This window comes from Pseudoalteromonas sp. CNC9-20 (assembly GCF_022347875.1).
GTDB lineage: Bacteria > Pseudomonadota > Gammaproteobacteria > Enterobacterales > Alteromonadaceae > Pseudoalteromonas > Pseudoalteromonas ruthenica.
This window is the reverse complement of sequence record NZ_JAKRFS010000001.1, coordinates 595,747-613,130: the sequence shown is the minus strand read 5'-3', so window position 1 is coordinate 613,130 and position 17,384 is coordinate 595,747. Positions and strand designations below refer to the sequence as shown.

General features: G+C 47.7%; 16 protein-coding genes. 14 read left to right on the top strand and 2 right to left on the bottom strand.

Features of this window, described 5'->3' with window-relative positions; translation table 11 throughout:
* Positions 1–18 precede the first annotated feature (18 nt).
* The 7 genes from cmk (at position 19) to MHM89_RS02750 (ending at position 5,408) form a co-directional block, all read left to right on the top strand.
* On the top strand, positions 19–735 hold the full coding sequence (gene cmk, locus MHM89_RS02780) for a (d)CMP kinase (RefSeq protein WP_045978732.1): 717 nt from the start codon (positions 19–21) through the stop codon (positions 733–735).
* 95 nt (positions 736–830) lie between these two features.
* Positions 831–2,498, top strand: coding sequence for a 30S ribosomal protein S1 (gene rpsA, locus MHM89_RS02775; protein ID WP_022943836.1), 1,668 nt, complete (start codon positions 831–833; stop codon positions 2,496–2,498).
* Positions 2,499–2,559: 61 nt separating this feature from the next.
* Complete coding sequence (gene ihfB, locus MHM89_RS02770) at positions 2,560–2,847, top strand: integration host factor subunit beta (protein WP_022943837.1); 288 nt, start codon at positions 2,560–2,562, stop codon at positions 2,845–2,847.
* Between the two features lie 21 nt (positions 2,848–2,868).
* Positions 2,869–3,165 carry a LapA family protein gene (locus tag MHM89_RS02765; RefSeq protein ID WP_045978733.1) on the top strand — a complete coding sequence of 99 codons (297 nt, stop codon included), beginning with the start codon at positions 2,869–2,871 and terminating at the stop codon, positions 3,163–3,165.
* A 2-nt stretch (positions 3,166–3,167) separates the two neighbouring features.
* A complete protein-coding gene (gene lapB, locus MHM89_RS02760; protein WP_022943839.1) occupies positions 3,168–4,304 on the top strand; it encodes a lipopolysaccharide assembly protein LapB in 1,137 nt (378 codons plus the stop codon).
* 11 nt (positions 4,305–4,315) lie between these two features.
* The gene (gene pyrF, locus MHM89_RS02755) at positions 4,316–5,023 is read left to right on the top strand and encodes an orotidine-5'-phosphate decarboxylase (RefSeq protein WP_022943840.1); all 708 of its coding nucleotides are present in this window, start codon (positions 4,316–4,318) and stop codon (positions 5,021–5,023) included.
* A 1-nt stretch (position 5,024) separates the two neighbouring features.
* Positions 5,025–5,408, top strand: coding sequence for a hypothetical protein (locus MHM89_RS02750; RefSeq protein ID WP_022943841.1), 384 nt, complete (start codon positions 5,025–5,027; stop codon positions 5,406–5,408).
* 18 nt (positions 5,409–5,426) lie between these two features.
* Here MHM89_RS02750 and MHM89_RS02745 read toward each other — a convergent pair whose 3' ends face one another.
* Both MHM89_RS02745 and MHM89_RS02740 read right to left on the bottom strand, forming a co-directional pair.
* Positions 5,427–6,266, bottom strand: coding sequence for a S1-like domain-containing RNA-binding protein (locus MHM89_RS02745; RefSeq protein WP_239408016.1), 840 nt, complete (start codon positions 6,264–6,266; stop codon positions 5,427–5,429).
* Entirely contained in the window at positions 6,266–7,615 is a 1,350-nt protein-coding gene (locus tag MHM89_RS02740; RefSeq protein ID WP_239408015.1) for a DEAD/DEAH box helicase, read from the bottom strand. The genes MHM89_RS02745 and MHM89_RS02740 overlap by 1 nt, the downstream gene beginning before the upstream one ends.
* Before the next feature lie 165 nt (positions 7,616–7,780).
* On the opposite strand from MHM89_RS02740, the gene MHM89_RS02735 reads away from it, so the two are divergent.
* The 7 genes from MHM89_RS02735 to MHM89_RS02705 all read left to right on the top strand — a co-directional run bounded on the left by MHM89_RS02735 (position 7,781) and on the right by MHM89_RS02705 (position 17,354).
* The gene (locus tag MHM89_RS02735) at positions 7,781–8,767 is read left to right on the top strand and encodes a rhodanese-related sulfurtransferase (RefSeq protein ID WP_022943844.1); all 987 of its coding nucleotides are present in this window, start codon (positions 7,781–7,783) and stop codon (positions 8,765–8,767) included.
* A 58-nt stretch (positions 8,768–8,825) separates the two neighbouring features.
* Positions 8,826–9,056, top strand: a complete 231-nt coding sequence (locus MHM89_RS02730) for a DUF6500 family protein (RefSeq protein ID WP_053911322.1) — start codon at positions 8,826–8,828, stop codon at positions 9,054–9,056.
* A gap of 126 nt (positions 9,057–9,182) precedes the next feature.
* Complete coding sequence (locus MHM89_RS02725; protein WP_239383945.1) at positions 9,183–10,253, top strand: endonuclease/exonuclease/phosphatase family protein; 1,071 nt, start codon at positions 9,183–9,185, stop codon at positions 10,251–10,253.
* Positions 10,254–10,610: 357 nt separating this feature from the next.
* Positions 10,611–11,573 carry an efflux RND transporter periplasmic adaptor subunit gene (locus tag MHM89_RS02720; RefSeq protein WP_239408099.1) on the top strand — a complete coding sequence of 321 codons (963 nt, stop codon included), beginning with the start codon at positions 10,611–10,613 and terminating at the stop codon, positions 11,571–11,573.
* A 3-nt stretch (positions 11,574–11,576) separates the two neighbouring features.
* Entirely contained in the window at positions 11,577–14,663 is a 3,087-nt protein-coding gene (locus tag MHM89_RS02715) for an efflux RND transporter permease subunit (RefSeq protein ID WP_239408014.1), read from the top strand.
* A gap of 88 nt (positions 14,664–14,751) precedes the next feature.
* A complete protein-coding gene (locus tag MHM89_RS02710; RefSeq protein ID WP_239408013.1) occupies positions 14,752–16,647 on the top strand; it encodes a DUF294 nucleotidyltransferase-like domain-containing protein in 1,896 nt (631 codons plus the stop codon).
* Positions 16,647–17,354, top strand: coding sequence for a 3'-5' exonuclease (locus MHM89_RS02705; protein ID WP_045978740.1), 708 nt, complete (start codon positions 16,647–16,649; stop codon positions 17,352–17,354). Before MHM89_RS02710 ends, MHM89_RS02705 begins: the two co-directional genes overlap by 1 nt.
* The last annotated feature ends 30 nt before the right edge of the window (positions 17,355–17,384 follow it).

Genomic DNA, 17,384 nt, shown 5'->3' with positions numbered 1-17,384 from the left:
TGCATGCAGGAGGTTTGAATGCAGGCATCAATGCCGGTGATCACCATTGATGGGCCAAGTGGCTCAGGCAAGGGTACGGTGTGTCGCTTACTTGCACAAAAATTAGGCTGGGACGTGCTTGATAGTGGTGCAATTTACCGGGTGTTAGCGCTCGCCGCGTTACACCACCAAATAGCCCTAGATAGCGAAGAGGCCCTTGTTCCTCTGGCGGCGAATTTAGATGTGCAATTCGAATTTGATAACGAGACCGACTCGAGCAAGATTATCCTTGAGGGTGAAGAAGTCACCCATGGCATTCGCAACGAAGAAGTCGGCGCTGCGGCGTCTAAAGTTGCCGCGCTGCCGCGTGTACGCGAAGCATTACTGCGCCGTCAACGCGCATTTCGCAGCGAAAACGGCTTAATCGCCGATGGCAGAGATATGGGCACGGTGGTATTCCCCGATGCCGAGGTGAAGATTTACCTCACTGCCAGTGCCGAAGAGCGCGCCGAGCGCCGTTTTAAAGAGTTGAAGGAGCGTGGCCTGGATGTTACACTAGGTGGTCTACTCGAGGACATTAAAGCACGTGACGAACGTGATATGAATCGCAGCGTGGCACCCCTTGTGCCAGCGGATGATGCTATCACTGTTGATACAACGCAGCTCAATGCCGAACAGGTGTTCGCTCAGGTTAATAAGATCCTAGAAGATGCGGTCTTAGCCGGCAAACTCCCGCATACGAGTATAAAAGACTAATTTATTTCACATTGGCAGGATGCTGATGTTTTACTAATAACCCCGCTGAGCAGTGACGCGATGTGGAGAATTTAACTTATAGAGACGTATTAAGTATGTCAGAAAATTTTGCGCAGTTATTTGAAGAAAGCCTACAGGATTTTGAAGCTCAACAGGGCTCAATCGTAAAAGGTACCGTAATCTCTATCGAGAACAACATCGTTCTTGTAGACGCTGGCCTAAAGTCAGAAAGTGCCATTCCTGCAGAGCAGTTCAAAAATACTGCTGGTGAACTAGAAGTTGCCGTTGGTGACGAAGTAGATGTAGCACTAGACGCTATCGAAGACGGCTTCGGTGAAACTATTCTTTCTCGTGAAAAAGCGAAGCGCCACGAAGCGTGGATTCGCCTTGAAAAAGCGTGTGAAGAAAACGAAACAGTTACTGGTGTTATCAATGGCAAGGTTAAAGGCGGCTTCACTGTTGAAGTAGATTCAATCCGTGCCTTCCTACCTGGTTCACTTGTTGATGTTCGTCCAGTACGTGACACCACTCACCTTGAAGGTAAAGAGCTAGAGTTCAAAGTAATCAAGCTTGACCAGAAGCGCAACAACGTTGTTGTTTCACGTCGTGCTGTTATTGAGTCTGAAAACTCAGCTGAACGTGAAGAGCTACTTGCTAACCTTGTTGAAGGTCAAGAAGTTAAAGGTATCGTTAAGAACCTTACCGATTACGGTGCGTTCGTAGATCTAGGTGGTGTAGACGGTCTACTACACATCACTGACATGGCGTGGAAGCGTGTTAAGCACCCTTCAGAAATCGTAAATGTTGGCGACGAAATCAACGTTAAAGTACTTAAGTTCGACAAAGAGAAAACACGTGTTTCTCTAGGTCTTAAGCAGCTTGGCGAAGATCCATGGCAAGAAATTGCTAACCGTTACCCAGAAGGCGCTAAGCTAACTGGTCGTGTAACTAACCTAACTGACTACGGTTGCTTCGTTGAAATCGAAGAAGGCGTAGAAGGTCTAGTACACGTTTCTGAGATGGATTGGACTAACAAGAACATCCACCCATCTAAAGTAGTATCACTAGGTGATACTGTTGAAGTAATGGTACTAGAGATCGACGAAGAGCGTCGTCGTATTTCTCTAGGTCTTAAGCAGTGTAAAGCGAACCCTTGGCAGGAATTTGCGCGTCTTAACAACAAAGGCGACCAAGTTACTGGTAAGATCAAGTCAATCACTGACTTCGGTATCTTCATCGGTCTTGAAGGCGGCATCGACGGTCTTGTACACCTATCTGATATTTCTTGGAACACGCCTGGCGAAGAAGCTGTACGTGAATACAAGAAAGGTGACGAGATCACAGCTATCGTTCTTCAAGTTGACCCAGAGCGTGAGCGTATCTCTCTAGGCGTTAAGCAAATCGAAGCGGATCCTTTCAATAACTACCTAGACGCAAACAAAAAAGGTGCTATTGTTAAAGGTAAAGTGACAGCTGTTGATGCTAAAGGTGCAACAGTTGAGCTTGCTGAAGGCGTTGAAGGTTACATCCGTGTAGCAGACATCGCTCAAGAGCGTGTAGAAGATGCAACTGCAGTTGCTTCTGAAGGCGACGAAATCGAAGCGAAGTTTGTTGGCGTAGATCGTAAGAACCGCGCTATCAGCCTTTCTGTAAAAGCGATTTACGAAGCTGAAGAGAAAGAAGCGCTTGAGAAACTGAAGGCAGATGAGCCTCAGTTCGAAAACGCTATGGCTGCTGCATTTAAAAATGCACAAAAAGACTAAGCTTTAGTCGAGTCTAGGAAGGGCGCAAGCCCTTCCTTTTGTAAGCACTTGAGGAAACATTATGACCAAGTCAGAGTTAATAGAACAGCTTGCAGAACAACACTCACACATCCAAGCACGTGATGTTGAAAATGCCGTAAAAGAAATTCTAGAACAGATGGCCGGCTCGCTCTCTAGCGCCGAGCGCATCGAAATTCGCGGCTTTGGTAGCTTTTCCCTTCATTACCGTGCACCACGTACAGGCCGAAATCCAAAAACCGGCGAAACCGTTGAACTAGACGGTAAATATGTCCCTCATTTTAAACCAGGCAAAGAATTGCGCGATCGCGTTAACGAGAGCATACAATAATAACAACGGAGTCGTTACCGAGTGAAGGTTGTAAAAATCGTTCTTTTTGTACTGTGTGTTTTTATTGCCTTCGTATTGGGTTCGCAAAATCCACAGTCTGTTCAAGTAAATTATCTTATTGCTAGCGCTCAATTACCACTTGCTGCCCTTATCAGCGTGTGTTTTGTTATTGGCCTATTAGTCGGTTGCTTTGTAAGTTTCCGTGTGTTTTCCAAGTTAAAGTGGCAAAACTACCGCTTGCAGCGACGCAATACCAAGCTAGCCCGTGATTCCAACAATGACATAGGCCCTGAGCCTGCCACTGAAAAAGACGGTTAGCCATGCTTGAACTGTTGTTTTTACTCTTGCCTGTAGCTGCGGGCTACGGCTGGATAATGGGTAAAAACAGTGCCAAAAACCAAGCCCATCAACATAATCGCAAAATCACCGCCGAATACAGTAAAGGCCTTAAGTACCTGCTTGATAGGGAAGAGGATCAAGGCCTTGAACACCTCATTCAGTTACTCGAGGTCTCTGCGGACTCGGTCGAGCACTACTTGACCTTAGCGGCACTATTTCGCAAGCGCGGCGAGCTTGACCGCGCCATCAAGATTCATGAGTTATTACTTGAGCACCCTAACTTAAATCAAGATCAGCTCACTGAAAGTCGCTTAGAGTTAGCACAGGACTATATCTTGGCTGGATTACTTGATAGCGCAGAAGAGCACCTACTTATCCTCGTTAAGGGGAAGCGTCAGCAGGCCATTGAACCGCTGATCACCTTATACTCACAAACGCGAGAGTGGCAAAAAGGCGTTGAGTTATACCAGCGTCATGCCCATTTATTCATTCACAGCCAACAACGTATTGCGATTGCGAATTTTTACTGTGAGGCAGCACTTAACAGTCAGCAAACAGAGTTGATGTCACAAGCCTTAGGGGTAGGCGAGCCGAGTATTCGCCCCTTATATGAACTGGGCTTACAGGCTTATCAACGGGAAGACTATGTGCAAGCAATTCACTATTGGCGTGACTTGGTCACTCAATTTACCCGCTGCTCACCGTTAGTGATTGATAAGCTAGCCAACGCCTATCGTCATTTGAACTTACAGCAACAGTTCGAGCAATTGTTGAGTGAGCTGGTAGAGCAAGGCGGTGTCCTTCTTAAAATTCATTATTGCCAGCATTTATTAACACGAGGCGAAAACCAAGCGGCTATGGAGTTTCTCACCAAAAGCTTGAAGAAACAGCCGAATATCCGTGGCTTTCGTTTTCTGTTACAATTATTGGCTGGTCAAAATGCCCAACTCGATGAGGCATTAAACCCCATAGATAAACTGATCCAATCATATATAGACACCAAGGCAGACTATCAATGTCAGCATTGTGGTTTTGAAAGCCATAGCCATTACTGGTTATGTCCTTCATGTCGACATTGGGAGTCTATACAGCCAAGCCGTGGGCTTGATGGTTTTTAAACAGGAAAAAAATGAGCTCTGTTGATTCTAAAAAAGTATTGATCGCCTTAGATTATGACGACCAAGACAAAGCCTTAGCTTTCGTAAAGCAATTATCACCTAGCACTTGCCGCTTAAAAGTAGGCAAAGAAATGTTTACGTTGTTTGGTCCCGATTTTGTCAAACAATTGGTGGATTTGGGCTTCGATGTATTTCTCGATTTGAAATTCCATGATATTCCTAACACTGTTGCTAAAGCGGTGACTGCGGCTGCAAAATTAGGGGTATGGATGGTTAATGTTCATGCCAGTGGTGGTGTGGCAATGATGGAAAAGGCGAAAGCAGCATTGACTCCTTTCGGTGACAAAGCGCCGTTACTGATTGCGGTGACCGTCCTTACCAGTATGGATGAAATACAATTAAAACAATTAGGTATTGATAAATCCCCACAAGAACAAGTATTGTATCTAGCCAAGCTTGCACAGCAGGCTGGTCTTGATGGTGTAGTTTGTTCAGCGCAAGAAGCGCAGTTATTAAAATCACAGTTGGGGTCAGAGTTTACACTCGTGACACCGGGGATCCGCCCAGCAGGAAGCGATGCCGGGGACCAAAAACGTATAATGACACCAGAGCGAGCCGTCGCGAGCGGCAGCGACTACCTGGTTATTGGTCGTCCAATCACGCAAGCTGCTGATCCAGTTGCGGTATTAACTGAGATTAATGAGAGTCTAGGAGACTAAGGTGAAATACATTCTGCTGATAGCCCTCATCGTGGCCGCAGGTTACTATTATCATCGCCAGAGCACCGCAGAAAGTAATGCGCGCGCACTGGCGCTGCTGATTGAGCAGGTAGAATACCAAGATGTGGATCTATTTGCTCTGAAAGAGGCACTGGCAAAACGTGTCTATGCGATTTGCGCCAACAATGAAGCAATGCTGTTGGAGTCTGGGCGTTCAGTGGGTAATTGTATGGAAGGCCATGATATTAAACGTGTAGAGTGTGAAGGGCGTATCTTTCGGCTTGCTCCATTGAGTATTAGTAACCGCTCAGAGTTGCTTGATTATTCTAAGCGTTATGTACGCTGCGCTCTGCCTTACGATGACCTTCGTTACCAATCCTACTAATCTACGTAAAAACGCGACTTAAGGTCGCGTTTTTAATGTGATTCGTGTGGCCTCTATATCAATAAGTTGATCTTTAAATAGACCACCAATAGCCTTTTTAAAGTTCGCTTTTGAGGTGCCAAACTGGCGCTTTATGGCTTCCGGCGCAGACTTATCTCCGAGCGGCAATACGCCACCACCGTCTTTTAACGCTTGCAGTATTTGCTCCTTAAGCGGGTCTAGCTTTGCTATCCCTTGCTTTTCTAAGGCAATATCAAGCTTGTCATCTTCGCGGCACTGTAAGACGAACGCGTTAAGCTGTTGACCAACGTACAGCGGGCGATGTACGCGATTATGAAAAATAAGTCCCCAATGGCTATCATCGACAATCACTTTGTAGCCTAAGTCGGTTTTAGCAGCCACCATGATGTCAACGGCATCGTTGAGCTGGTAACGAGGCTTTGCGTGACCGACAAATTTATTGAGGTTACTGGATGCACAAATACGTTTGGAGGCATTGTCCAGGTAGAGCTTTACTAAATAACTATTTCCCTCTCGCATTCGGGGTTTTTGTTCGTTAAAGGGTACCAACAAGTCTTTATCCAAGCCCCAATCTAAAAAGGCGCCGGTTTTGTTGACTTGTTTAACTTGTAAAAAAGCAAAATCGCCCACTTGCGCTAATGGTTTTTTTCGAGTTGCGGTGGCGTGGCCCATACTATCTAAATAGACAAATACGCCTAAGCTATCACCTTGCTGTAAATCATCGGGCAGCTCAGAGGCAGGTAAAAATACTTCACCGAGTTCGGTGCTTCGCAAATACGCGCCTTCGCCTGCGACTTCCTCAACAAACAGCGTTTGCCATTGACCTAATTCACTCATTATTCGCTCTCTGTGTCGTTATTTTTTTTAGGCTTGCGTTTTACGCCCATGCTGTTCGGGTCAAACGGTGCGGGTTGCGCCACTTTTACCTGCATGGGTTTACTTTTCTTGCGCTTAGCAAGAGGTTTTTTAGATGTTACTGGCTTAGTTTTATCCTGGGGCTTTTTCTTTGCATTCGCTGGCGGCTTTGGACGAGTAAAGCCTTTAAACTTGCCGACTAGCCCCTCAACTTCACTGAACGGCAAAGGACGGCGCATAAATTGGTTTATCGCCAAGTAACTTTGCCAATCTTTCGGCCCCACTAATGAAATGGCATGACCTTTAAAGCCCGCGCGGCCAGTACGACCAATACGGTGAATGTATTCTTCCGCATGTTTTGGCAAGTCAAAATTGATTACATGGGTAACGTTAAGTAAATCGAGGCCCCGTGACGCTACGTCGGTGGTAACCAACACTTGATATAGTCCACGGCTAAAGGCGTCCATAATATCCAGCCGTTTACTCTGCGCCAGCGTGCCTGCGAGAGCGACGGCCTTAAAACCTTGCGCCGTGAGCTTGTTACACAAGCGCTCGGTATCATCTCGTGTGGCGGTAAAAATAATACACTGACCAACATTCTCTTGGGCAATAAAGTGATCGAGCAGCGCCTCTTTATGGTCGAGGTGATCCGCTAAATACAGATGCTGTGAGATATCGCTATGCTCATCAGTGGCAGCACTAATGGTGACGCCCTTAGGGTTGCGTAATAGGTTACGCGAGAGCGCACCGACCTGAGCGTGCTCCAAAGTAGCTGAAAACAAAAGGCTTTGGCGCAGACGATGATCTGCGGCCGCATTGATACGCTCAACTTGCTCGGTAAAACCGAGGTCAAGGATGCGGTCAGCTTCATCAAAAATGAGCAATTCCAAGCCGCTTAATTGTAATGAGCGGCCATCAAGGTGGTCGGCAATTCGCCCTGGCGTGCCAATCACAAAATGTGGATTCTTGCGCAGCGCCTTAACTTGGTCGTTAAAGTTTTCACCGCCAATCACTTTTGTTCCCGACAGTGCCGTTCCGGCTATCAGTAAACGTAGCTGTGAGTATACTTGTGACGCTAACTCGCGAGTCGGGGTGACAATTACTACACGGGGGTCGCGCTTTGATAGGGCCCGTTGCTTCATAACCCGTTGTACAGCAGGCAATAAGAAGGCAAGCGTCTTACCTGACCCGGTTTTTGATTGCGCAAATAAGTCATGGCCAGCGAGTGCCAAGGGTATGGCCTGCGCTTGGATATCGGTGGGCGTGGTAATACCTTGATGCGTTAGTTGCCCACACAGTCGAGAATCGATACCCAAATCACTAAATTGCAAATTAACTCTCCAAAATTACAGTTTATCCACCGCTATTATAACGTAATGAGACAGTTCACTGGCAGTGAATTTTGCGTTTTTCACCACAATCAGTAAAATACGCCGACCATTGCGCCGGATTTACGATTCGGTTTCGTTTTAAAAGCACTGAAGGTAACAGTTACTATGTCTGATCAATACGTCGTGTGCGCGCTGTATAAGTTTGTTGCGCTGCCTGATTTCGAACAACTTCGCCAACCTCTTTTAGATGTCATGCTTGCTAATGACGTACGTGGTACGTTACTGCTTGCCAAAGAGGGTATCAACGGTACGGTCGCGGGTAAACGCGAAGGGATTGATGCTTTACTAGGGTGGCTTGATAAGCAACCTAACCTCGCTAATATCGTTACCAAAGAGTCTTTTGACGATGAATGTCCTTTCTACCGCACCAAAGTGAAGCTGAAAAAAGAAATAGTCACCATGGGTGTTGAAGGTATTGACCCACGAGAAGTGGTGGGCACCTATGTGAAACCCAAGGATTGGAACGCGTTGATAAGCGACCCTGAAGTGGTGTTGGTGGATACCCGTAACGATTACGAGATAGAAATTGGCACCTTTAAAAATGCCGTTGATCCGCAAACAAAAACGTTCCGCGAATTTCCAAATTGGGCGGAGCAAAACCTTGACCCTAAAAAGCACAAAAAAGTAGCCATGTTCTGTACTGGCGGTATTCGCTGCGAAAAATCCACAGCTTATATGAAAGAGCAGGGTTTTGAAGAGGTCTACCACCTTGAAGGCGGTATTCTTAAGTACTTAGAAGAAGTGCCTAAGGAAGAAACCATGTGGGAAGGTGAGTGCTTTGTATTCGACAACCGTGTTGCTGTGGATCATGACCTAAACAAGGGTCAATACGACCAATGTCATGCCTGTCGTATGCCTATTACCGAAGACGATAAGCAAAAGCCGCAGTACATGCAGGGTGTGTCTTGTCATCACTGTCATGACAGTTTGAGCGAGGAGCAGCGCCAACGTTTTGCAGAGCGCCAAAAGCAAATCGATTTGGCGAAGCAGCGTGGTGAGGGTCATATTGGCCATGAGGCCCAAGAAATGTTACAAAAGCGCAAAGAGCAAAAGCAAAAGCTCAAAGAGCAGCAACGCGCTGCTAGCAAATAATTAGCCACCGAAAAGGAAGTGTTGAACACTTCCTTTTTCGTTTTAAAGAGCAAGGATGATGAGAGCGACACTACGCAGCACAATGATAGCTAAATGCGAGCAACAAATAGCGCGCAAAGGGGAGCAGGTAGGGTTATCTTTCTACGCTTTTTTCAAAAATAAAAATGATGACCCAGAGCTGCTGATGGAGGCGGCTACTTGGTGGATTCACACCCATCGGCTCGATCATTTTGAAAAAGCACATAAAGTAAAGAGCCTATTAATTAATGAGCAGTCTTTATCGTCGTGACGACCACAACGACCTACCTATCACCATCAACTATATACAACACACTTTTTTTTCATAAGCTTATGTGCTTTTATAAAAAGCTGTGCAGGGCGCAAAGCCGAATTAAAACAATTAGAAGGAAAGGCCATGTTTGAGGCGCTTGGAGCAGTCACTTTGTTTCTCGTTTTAGCGACCTGTTTACCTCTATTACCTATCGGTCATTGGAGTGTTCGGGGTTTTGATTTCCCGCGTTTACAGTTTGCGGCCATCGCGACTCTTTTACTAATACTGCAAGCATACTTTCTTTCTTTTGCAAGCATTGCATCCTGGCTCATGGTCACTGCGACGCTCGGTTGCTTGCTATGGCAATTATGGTGGGTGTTACCGTATACGCCAGTGTGGCGTAAAGAAGTGCATAGTTGTCAGAGCCAAGATAGTGACAACAGCCTAAGTATTTTGGTTTCTAACGTGCTCATGACCAACCGCAATAGCAAAGCTCTGCTTGCGCTTATTCATGAACATAACCCCGACGTGGTGATCACTTTGGAGTCAGACCAATGGTGGCAGGACCAACTGGATGTGTTGTTAGCGCAAAGGCCGCACAGTATAAAGTGTCCGTTGGATAACCTCTATGGTATGCATGTTTATTCGCGCTTAGCCATTGAAAACAGTGAAATACGTTATTTAGTCGAGGATGATGTGCCATCTATTCATGGCGACTTGGTACTGCGCTCAGGGAACAAAGTGCGGGTGCATTTCCTTCATCCAGCGCCACCGAGTCCCACTGAAAATAGCCATTCTACTCCCCGTGATGCTGAATTATTGGTGGTGGCTCGACGTGTGGCTGAGCAATCGATACCGACGCTTATAACCGGCGATCTAAACGATGTCGCTTGGTCGCGTACTACACGGTTATTTAGAAAGGTCAGTGGCCTTTTAGACCCGCGTATAGGTCGAGGGTTATTTAATACCTTTCATGCTGATTACCCCTTGGTACGCTGGCCGTTGGATCACTTATTTCACTCTCGCCATTTCACCTTAAATGAGATTCGGCCACTGCCTAATATTGGCTCAGATCATTTCCCATTGTACGCTTCACTTACTTTCTCCCCGCAGCAGGGTCGCCAGCAACAGGGAATAAACGCAGATGCACAAGATAAGCAACAAGCGCAAGAGATAGCGGCGCAAAAGCCAGTGACAAAAGAGGACGTGCTTTGAGCTAAGTTATTGGCTCAAAGTAGCGCCTATTTCAGCATCCACTTGGCGTTTAGCCTAACAACCATCCCTTGATTATCCACAAAGTAAAGATATGCAAAGTCAGCATGAGTCCGCAGCTATGTGTGATTAAATAACGCTATGTATTGTATTTCCCAAAAAAGGGAAGCGATTAGTCGCATTACAGTGGTAACTGATCGAGCTTAGCGTCAAGGCTGATCACAGAGCTGTTACACTACGTACACAGAGTATTAATTTATAGCGGCCAATGGTTGTGGCCAACAACAATAATGAAGGTGGAGTTCCTTGAAGCAGGTATTTTGTGCATTAATTTGTAGTTTCATAGTATCTAGCAATGCGCTGGCCGCTGCGGGCAAGCGTGTGGTCGTCAATGCCGTGAGCCAAGAGCGAGCACAGCAGCAAGTTCAGGCGGTCGGCAGTACGGAGGCGATTCGCTCGGTCGTGCTTTACCCAGCAGTGGGGGATCGCGTCACCGGTGTGTATTTTCAGCCTGGGGATGAAGTGCAGGCTGGCGACTTGCTATTGGAGCTTGATTCACGCTTGCAAAGCGCGGCGCTTCAAGAAGCGCAAATACAATTAGCCGATGCAGAGCGAACATTAAAGCGCTTAGAAGACAGCTTCGCTAAAGGCGCTATCCCTAAAAGCGAACGTGACGATGCGCTGACGCAGCGAGACTTAGCCAAAGTGGCGCTGCAAGTGGCAAAAGCAGAGTTGCAAGACCGTCAAGTGCGCGCTCCTTTCAGTGGTGTAATGGGGCTGACCGACGTGGAAGTCGGCGATCGCATCACCGAGCAAACCGCGATTGCGAGCATTGATGATATCAGTGCGTTGTACATCAACTTTAAAGCCCCAGAAGCGGCTGTGCCTATGCTGCGCGGTGGTGCCAGTGTCACCGTGGTGCCTTGGCACACGCAAAAACAGCTCAGTGCCGATATCGCTTATATGGACTCGCGAATCGATGCGCAAAACCGCACTATTCGTGTCAAAGCAAAAATAGCCAATGATAATGAACAGTTTATCCCGGGCATGGGTTTTCGTGTCAATCTAAACATGCAAGGGCAGGCTTATTCGGTTGTCCCAGAAGCCGCTCTCTTATGGGGGGCAACGGGCCCGTATGTGTGGAAAAGCGTCGATAACAAAGCCACTCGCGTTGATGTAAAAATAGCACAACGGTTATCCGGGCGTTTGCTTGTAAGCGGTGATTTAAATGCCGGTGATTACCTCATAGTCGAAGGGGTACAAAGCTTACGACCTCAGCAAAGTGTGCGCTTTGAGCAACCCGCATTGGCACGCAAGGAGTAAGTGATGAGCGAGCAAACATCTGCCCATATCCAAGACTTGCCGTCGATGGCGATTCGCCGGCCGGTCCTCATCGTCGTACTCAACTTACTCATTATTATTGCCGGCATTGCCGCTATTGCAGGCGTTGAAGTGCGTGAGCTACCCGATGTCGACCGCCCTCGTATTACTGTGTCAGCGTCTTTCCCTGGTGGCTCTCCGGAAACGGTCGATACGGAAGTGACGAGCAAGCTTGAGGGCGCGGTAGCCCGCGTAAGCGGCGTAAAGTCGATTCGCGCGCAAAGTGAGGAAGGCAGTTCTCGTATCGTAGTCGAGTTTCGCCCAGGTGTGAACCTCGATGATGCCGCCAACGAAACGCGAGAATCAGTGGCAAGGGTTCAACGCGAACTCCCAGAAGAGGTCGAGCGTGTCTCAATAATCAAAGCCGATAATGACGCCGAGGCGGTGGTGTCATTGACGGTCAGCAGTGAGGCGTTATCACTGGAAGCACTAACAGAGCGAGTTGAGACTGACTTAGCACCGCAATTTCTGACCATTCCCGGCGTCGCTGATGTACGCCTCAATGGCGATCGAGAGCGGGTGCTGCGAGTGCGTATCGACCCACTTAAACTGAGCAGCTTTAACCTGACTGTCCCCGATGTTGCTGATGCCCTGCGCCAAGCGCCCTTTGATGTGCCGGCGGGGAGTTTAAAATCGAATGATCAGCAATTAATCGTGCGCGCCGATGCCACCTCGGTCACGGCCGAGCAAGTGGGGGATATTATCGTCGGCGATGATACCCGCATTGCCGATATCGCAGCGGTCTATTTTGGCCCCGCCGATCCACGCTCCATGGTGCGCTTGGATGGCCAGCCTGTAATAGGCATGGAAGTGATCCGCCAAGCCCAGTCTAATACCATCGAAATTTCTGATGAAGTGCTATCGCTATTAACTCAAATGCGTGAGCGTTTCCCTGAGATGACTTTCACACTGACCTCGGATGATGCTCAGTTTATCCGCAGCTCAGTGGATGAGGTGTTGAATTCTTTGGTGCTCACCGTCATTTTGGTGGTCATTACCTTATGGGTGTTTATTGGCTCATGGCGTGCCACCTTAGTTCCGGCCTTCGCCATTCCTGTGGCGCTGGTGGGGTCGTTAGCGCTGATTTGGGCACTGGGCTTTTCTATTAATATTTTGACCTTGCTGGCCTTGGTATTAGCAACCGGGTTGATAGTCGATGATGCCATTGTTGTTAGTGAAAATATTCAGCGCCAACGAAGCTTGGGCCTTGGGCGTCGTGCGGCTGCTGTAGTGGGAACGCGCGAGGTATTCTTTGCGGTGGTGGCAACCACTGCCGTGTTAGCCGCTGTTTTCGTACCCATCGCATTTTTACCCTCTACCGCAGGAAAATTATTTCGTGAATTTGGTGGTGTATTAGCTGGGGCAGTAATTATATCCAGCTTTGTGGCGTTGTCCTTAGTGCCTGCTTTGACATCGAAACTAAAACTAAAAAGCGGCGGCAAACATGTGTTTGGTAAAGTAGGGCATGCGCTGGCGAACGTTTACAAGTGGTGTATTCACAAAGTACTGAACCATGCTTGGCTTACGTTAATTGCCTGTGCTTTGGTGGCAGTGGCGTCGGGGGCACTTTATTCGCAATTAGAAAATGAGCTTTTACCGAGTGAAGACAGAGGTAAAATCCGTATTTTTGCTCGTGGACCAGATGGCGTCGGTCTCAACTTTATGGACCGCCAAGCCAAGGAGATGGAAGACATTCTGTTGCCCTATGTCGAAAGTGGCGAAATTGAATCTATCTATACCGTGGTTGGGCAGTGGGATCCGAATATTACTTTTATCACTGTGCCATTAAAGCATTGGGATAAGCGTCATTTTAGCCAACAGGAAATTATTAACAAAATTCGCGGGCCATTAGGCGATATACCCGGCGCACCTGCGCGCGCATTTGGTTCTAATAGTTTGAATTTGCGCGGTCAAGGGGGTGGGGTCGAGCTGGCATTATTGGGCCAAGATTATGAGCAAATTTTTATTGCTGCCCAACAATTCGCCGCTGAAATAGAAAAGGCTATCCCACAAGTGGCGCCAGTACGCATTTCTTATCAGCCGTCGCAGCCGCAGCTGCGAGTTAATATCGATCGCCGTCGGGCACAAGAGCTAGGTGTTGATCTAAGTGACATTGCTATCACCTTACGCGCAGCCATCAATGGCGACGACGTGGCGGATTTAAATGTCGGTGACCAATCTATCCCGATTATGCTGCAAGCACAAAATCGTACTATCAATTCTCCTAGCGACCTAGCAAACCTGTACGTTGGCGCCAGCAATGGTCAATTGGTGCCGTTAAGCTCTGTTGCTAATATCAGCGAAGAAGGGGTGGCTGCAGAGCTGGAGCGCCATGCGCAGCGCCGCGCCATAGAAATGGATATGGAGTTGCCAGCGGAAATGCCAATGGCGCAGCTCGTTGATCAGCTGCGAGATTTATCGCAGCAGCACTTGCCCAGTGGCATCACTTTGGCATTCAAAGGCGAGGCATTGACCTTTGAAGAAACGGCCAATGAAGTACTGATGACCTATGTATTGGCCTTTGTCATTGTGTTACTGGTACTGGCAGCGCAATTCGAAAGTGTTAACAGTGCTGTGGTGGTGATGATCACAGTGCCCTTCGGTATCACGTCGGCGATTTTAGCACTGTATCTAACCGGTACATCGCTGAATATCTATTCGCAGATTGGTTTAGTGATGCTGATTGGCTTGATTGCTAAAAACGCAATCTTATTGGTGGAGTTTGCTGACCAACTGCGTGACCGAGGACACCCTGTGCGAGAGGCGGTTGAGCGTGCTGCGCTAGTGCGTTTACGTCCCATTGCGATGACCTTAGTGTCCACCTTATTGGGGGCCTTACCGCTGATTTTATCCACCGGCGCAGGGGCGGAAGCGCGCAATGCCATCGGTTGGGTGGTTTTCGGTGGTTTGGCGTTAGCGGTGTTGTTTACTTTATTCCTCACTCCGGTGATTTACTTAGGACTGGCGCGTTTCACCTCGCCACGAGGTGATGAAAGCAAACAACTGGCGCAGGAATTAGAACAAGCGCATTAATAAATAAATGTCCGCACCTGGTGCGGACATTTTTTTTTCAGCAATTTTGTATTAAGCTCAGTATATTAGCACCTTTAAAGGCAGCACTATGCAAGCTGAGCAAATCGAAATTGCACAATTTTTGAGTGCCCATCCACCCTTTGACGATCTCCCCGAAGATGCCCTTAATAATCTTGCTCAACAGGTCGAGGTAGCGTATTTCCGCGCCGGCTCTGACATTCTCAATTATGGCGATGACATTTCCGATTTGTACGTGATCCGCAGTGGCTCAGTGGAGTCGTATCGGCGCAATGGGGACTTGTACAACCGCATGGATGAAGGCGGGATCTTTGGCCAAATGGGCTTACTGATGAACCGCAAAGTGCGCTTTCCCGTCAAAGCAATGGAAGACACGCTGGTGTATTGCATTAGTGTTGAGCTATTTAGTGACTATTGCGATAAATTTGAGCCATTTGCGGATTATTTTGAAGCAGATGGCAATGTTCGTTTGCACCAAGCCGTTGTTGAGCAAGCTGATAGTAATGATTTGACTACCGCCAAACTCAAGGTTTTATTACATCGTGATGTGGTTACTGTCAGCACCACTGCCAGTGTGCAGGAGGTTGCGGCTTTGATGACCCAAGAGAGCGTATCCAGTGTGTTGGTCACTGATGCCAACAAGCCTCTTAGCGATGACCCAGAAGAAGATGATGGACAAGTCGTGGGTATTATTACAGATCGCGATATACGCACTAAGGTTGTGGCGCAGGGGCATTCTTTAGCTATTGCTGCTGAGCAAGTTATGTCGACTAACCTTACGCTGTTAGATGCCAATGACTATGTCTTTGAAGCCGTTTTAGCGATGTTGCGTGATAACTTGCACCATTTGCCGGTATTGCATAAACGTCGGCCCATCGGTGTCATTTCACTTTCTGATATTTTGCGCTATGAGTCGCAAAGCAGCCTATTATTAGTGCGCGGTATCCTTGCGCAGCAAAGCGTTGAAGACCTCACTCATTATGCTCGGCAATTGCCCTCTGTATTCGTGCGTATGGTTAATGAAGATGCCAATTCACACATGATAGGCACAGCTATGGCGGTGATTGGTCGTACGTTTAAACAGCGGCTGTTAGCATTAGCAGAAGAAAAGCTAGGACCTCCTCCTATCCCTTATTGTTTTATCGCGTTAGGTTCAATGGCGCGAGATGAACAATTGATAGTGACGGACCAAGACAATGCCATTATTCTTGATGACAGCTTTGATGAAGCGCAGCATGACGAGTACTTTCAAGCGCTGGCGGACTTTGTCTGTGATGGGCTCGCTGCGTGCGGGTACAGCTATTGCGACGGTGAAATTATGGCATCGTTTAAAAAATGGCGCCTTACACGCTCGCAGTGGCGAGACACATTTGCCTCGTGGATAGCTGAGCCTAAACCTCAGGCGCTACTGCATTGCTCTATCTTTTTTGACCTCGATGGCGTGTGGGGTAAAACTAAATGGGCCGACGCACTAAAATCCTTTATTGCTAAAGAAGCCAAAGCAAACCGTCGCTTCCTTGCCAACATCGCCTCTAATGCGCGAAATAGAACTCCGCCACTGGGGTTCTTTAAAGGGTTCGTACTCGAACATGATGGTGAACACAAGCGCTCAATTAACCTTAAACGCCGTGGTACAGCGCCGTTGACTGACGTGGTGCGGGTCCATGCCTTAGCGGTCAGCTCGCGTAAGCAAAACTCCTTTGAACGCCTAGAAGATATTATTGAAGCCAAGTTATTGCCAGAGGGCAAGGCACAGGATCTGCGCGATGCACTAGAATACATTGCCATGACCCGTATTCGTCACCAAGCATGGCAAATAGAGCAAGGCGAAGCACCGGACAATCACCTAGACCCGCATTTGCTGTCGCCATTCGAGCAACGAAACCTCAAAGAGGCTTTTGCGATTTTAGAAAAAGCACAAAGCTTCTTAAAATTCCGTTATCAAAACGGCGCAGGGTTGAAGTAATGGCTAACAAAGCGTCTTTGCTTGATTGGCCATCACGCTATCAAGCACTAGCGAAGCAATGCCAGTCGCCGCAACTGAGGCAGTTTTATCAAGCTGGTATCCCCGCAGGAGATACCCCTTTAGAACATGTGCCCTTTGCGGCTTTAGATTTTGAAACCACAGGTTTAGATGCTCGCAACGATGATATTGTCAGTATTGGTGTGGTGCCGTTTAGTTGGCATCGCATTTATTGCCAACGATCGGGGCATTGGTTGGTCAAGCCAAGCCAGCAGCTAGCAGAATCGTCTATTGTTATTCATGGTATTACCCATTCTGAAATTGCCAATGCTCCGGATTTAACCGCCGTATTAGAGCCTGTACTTGAGGCTCTCGCTGGGCATGTAGCCGTGGTTCACTACCATGCGATTGAGCGGCCATTTTTCTTTAATGCATTAGAGCGGCGCATAGGTGAGGGGATCGAGTTTGCGTTAATTGATACCATGGATGTTGAGCACCAAGCGCTACTAGCACGTCGTGGCTTATTAGGTCGGCTATTTAAAGATAAAATTGGCTCTTTGCGCTTGGGGGACACTCGGCTGCGCTATAACCTGCCGGCCTATCAGGGCCATAATGCATTGACAGATGCTCTTGCGACCGCTGAATTACTGCAAGCGCAGTTGCGTTATCATTATCGCCCTGACACACCTTTGTCGCAGTTATGGAAGTGACACCCTAGATACAAAAAACGCCGCAATATT

Coding starts and splice junctions, on each gene's coding strand:
- lapB (WP_022943839.1), top strand. CDS start 3,168: ATGCTTGAACTGTTGTTTTTACTCTTGCCTGTAGCTGCGGGCTACGGC.
- rpsA (WP_022943836.1), top strand. CDS start 831: ATGTCAGAAAATTTTGCGCAGTTATTTGAAGAAAGCCTACAGGATTTT.
- MHM89_RS02725 (WP_239383945.1), top strand. CDS start 9,183: ATGTTTGAGGCGCTTGGAGCAGTCACTTTGTTTCTCGTTTTAGCGACC.
- ihfB (WP_022943837.1), top strand. CDS start 2,560: ATGACCAAGTCAGAGTTAATAGAACAGCTTGCAGAACAACACTCACAC.
- MHM89_RS02705 (WP_045978740.1), top strand. CDS start 16,647: ATGGCTAACAAAGCGTCTTTGCTTGATTGGCCATCACGCTATCAAGCA.
- MHM89_RS02730 (WP_053911322.1), top strand. CDS start 8,826: ATGAGAGCGACACTACGCAGCACAATGATAGCTAAATGCGAGCAACAA.
- pyrF (WP_022943840.1), top strand. CDS start 4,316: ATGAGCTCTGTTGATTCTAAAAAAGTATTGATCGCCTTAGATTATGAC.
- MHM89_RS02715 (WP_239408014.1), top strand. CDS start 11,577: ATGAGCGAGCAAACATCTGCCCATATCCAAGACTTGCCGTCGATGGCG.
- MHM89_RS02745 (WP_239408016.1), bottom strand. CDS start 6,266: ATGAGTGAATTAGGTCAATGGCAAACGCTGTTTGTTGAGGAAGTCGCA.
- MHM89_RS02735 (WP_022943844.1), top strand. CDS start 7,781: ATGTCTGATCAATACGTCGTGTGCGCGCTGTATAAGTTTGTTGCGCTG.
- MHM89_RS02710 (WP_239408013.1), top strand. CDS start 14,752: ATGCAAGCTGAGCAAATCGAAATTGCACAATTTTTGAGTGCCCATCCA.
- cmk (WP_045978732.1), top strand. CDS start 19: ATGCAGGCATCAATGCCGGTGATCACCATTGATGGGCCAAGTGGCTCA.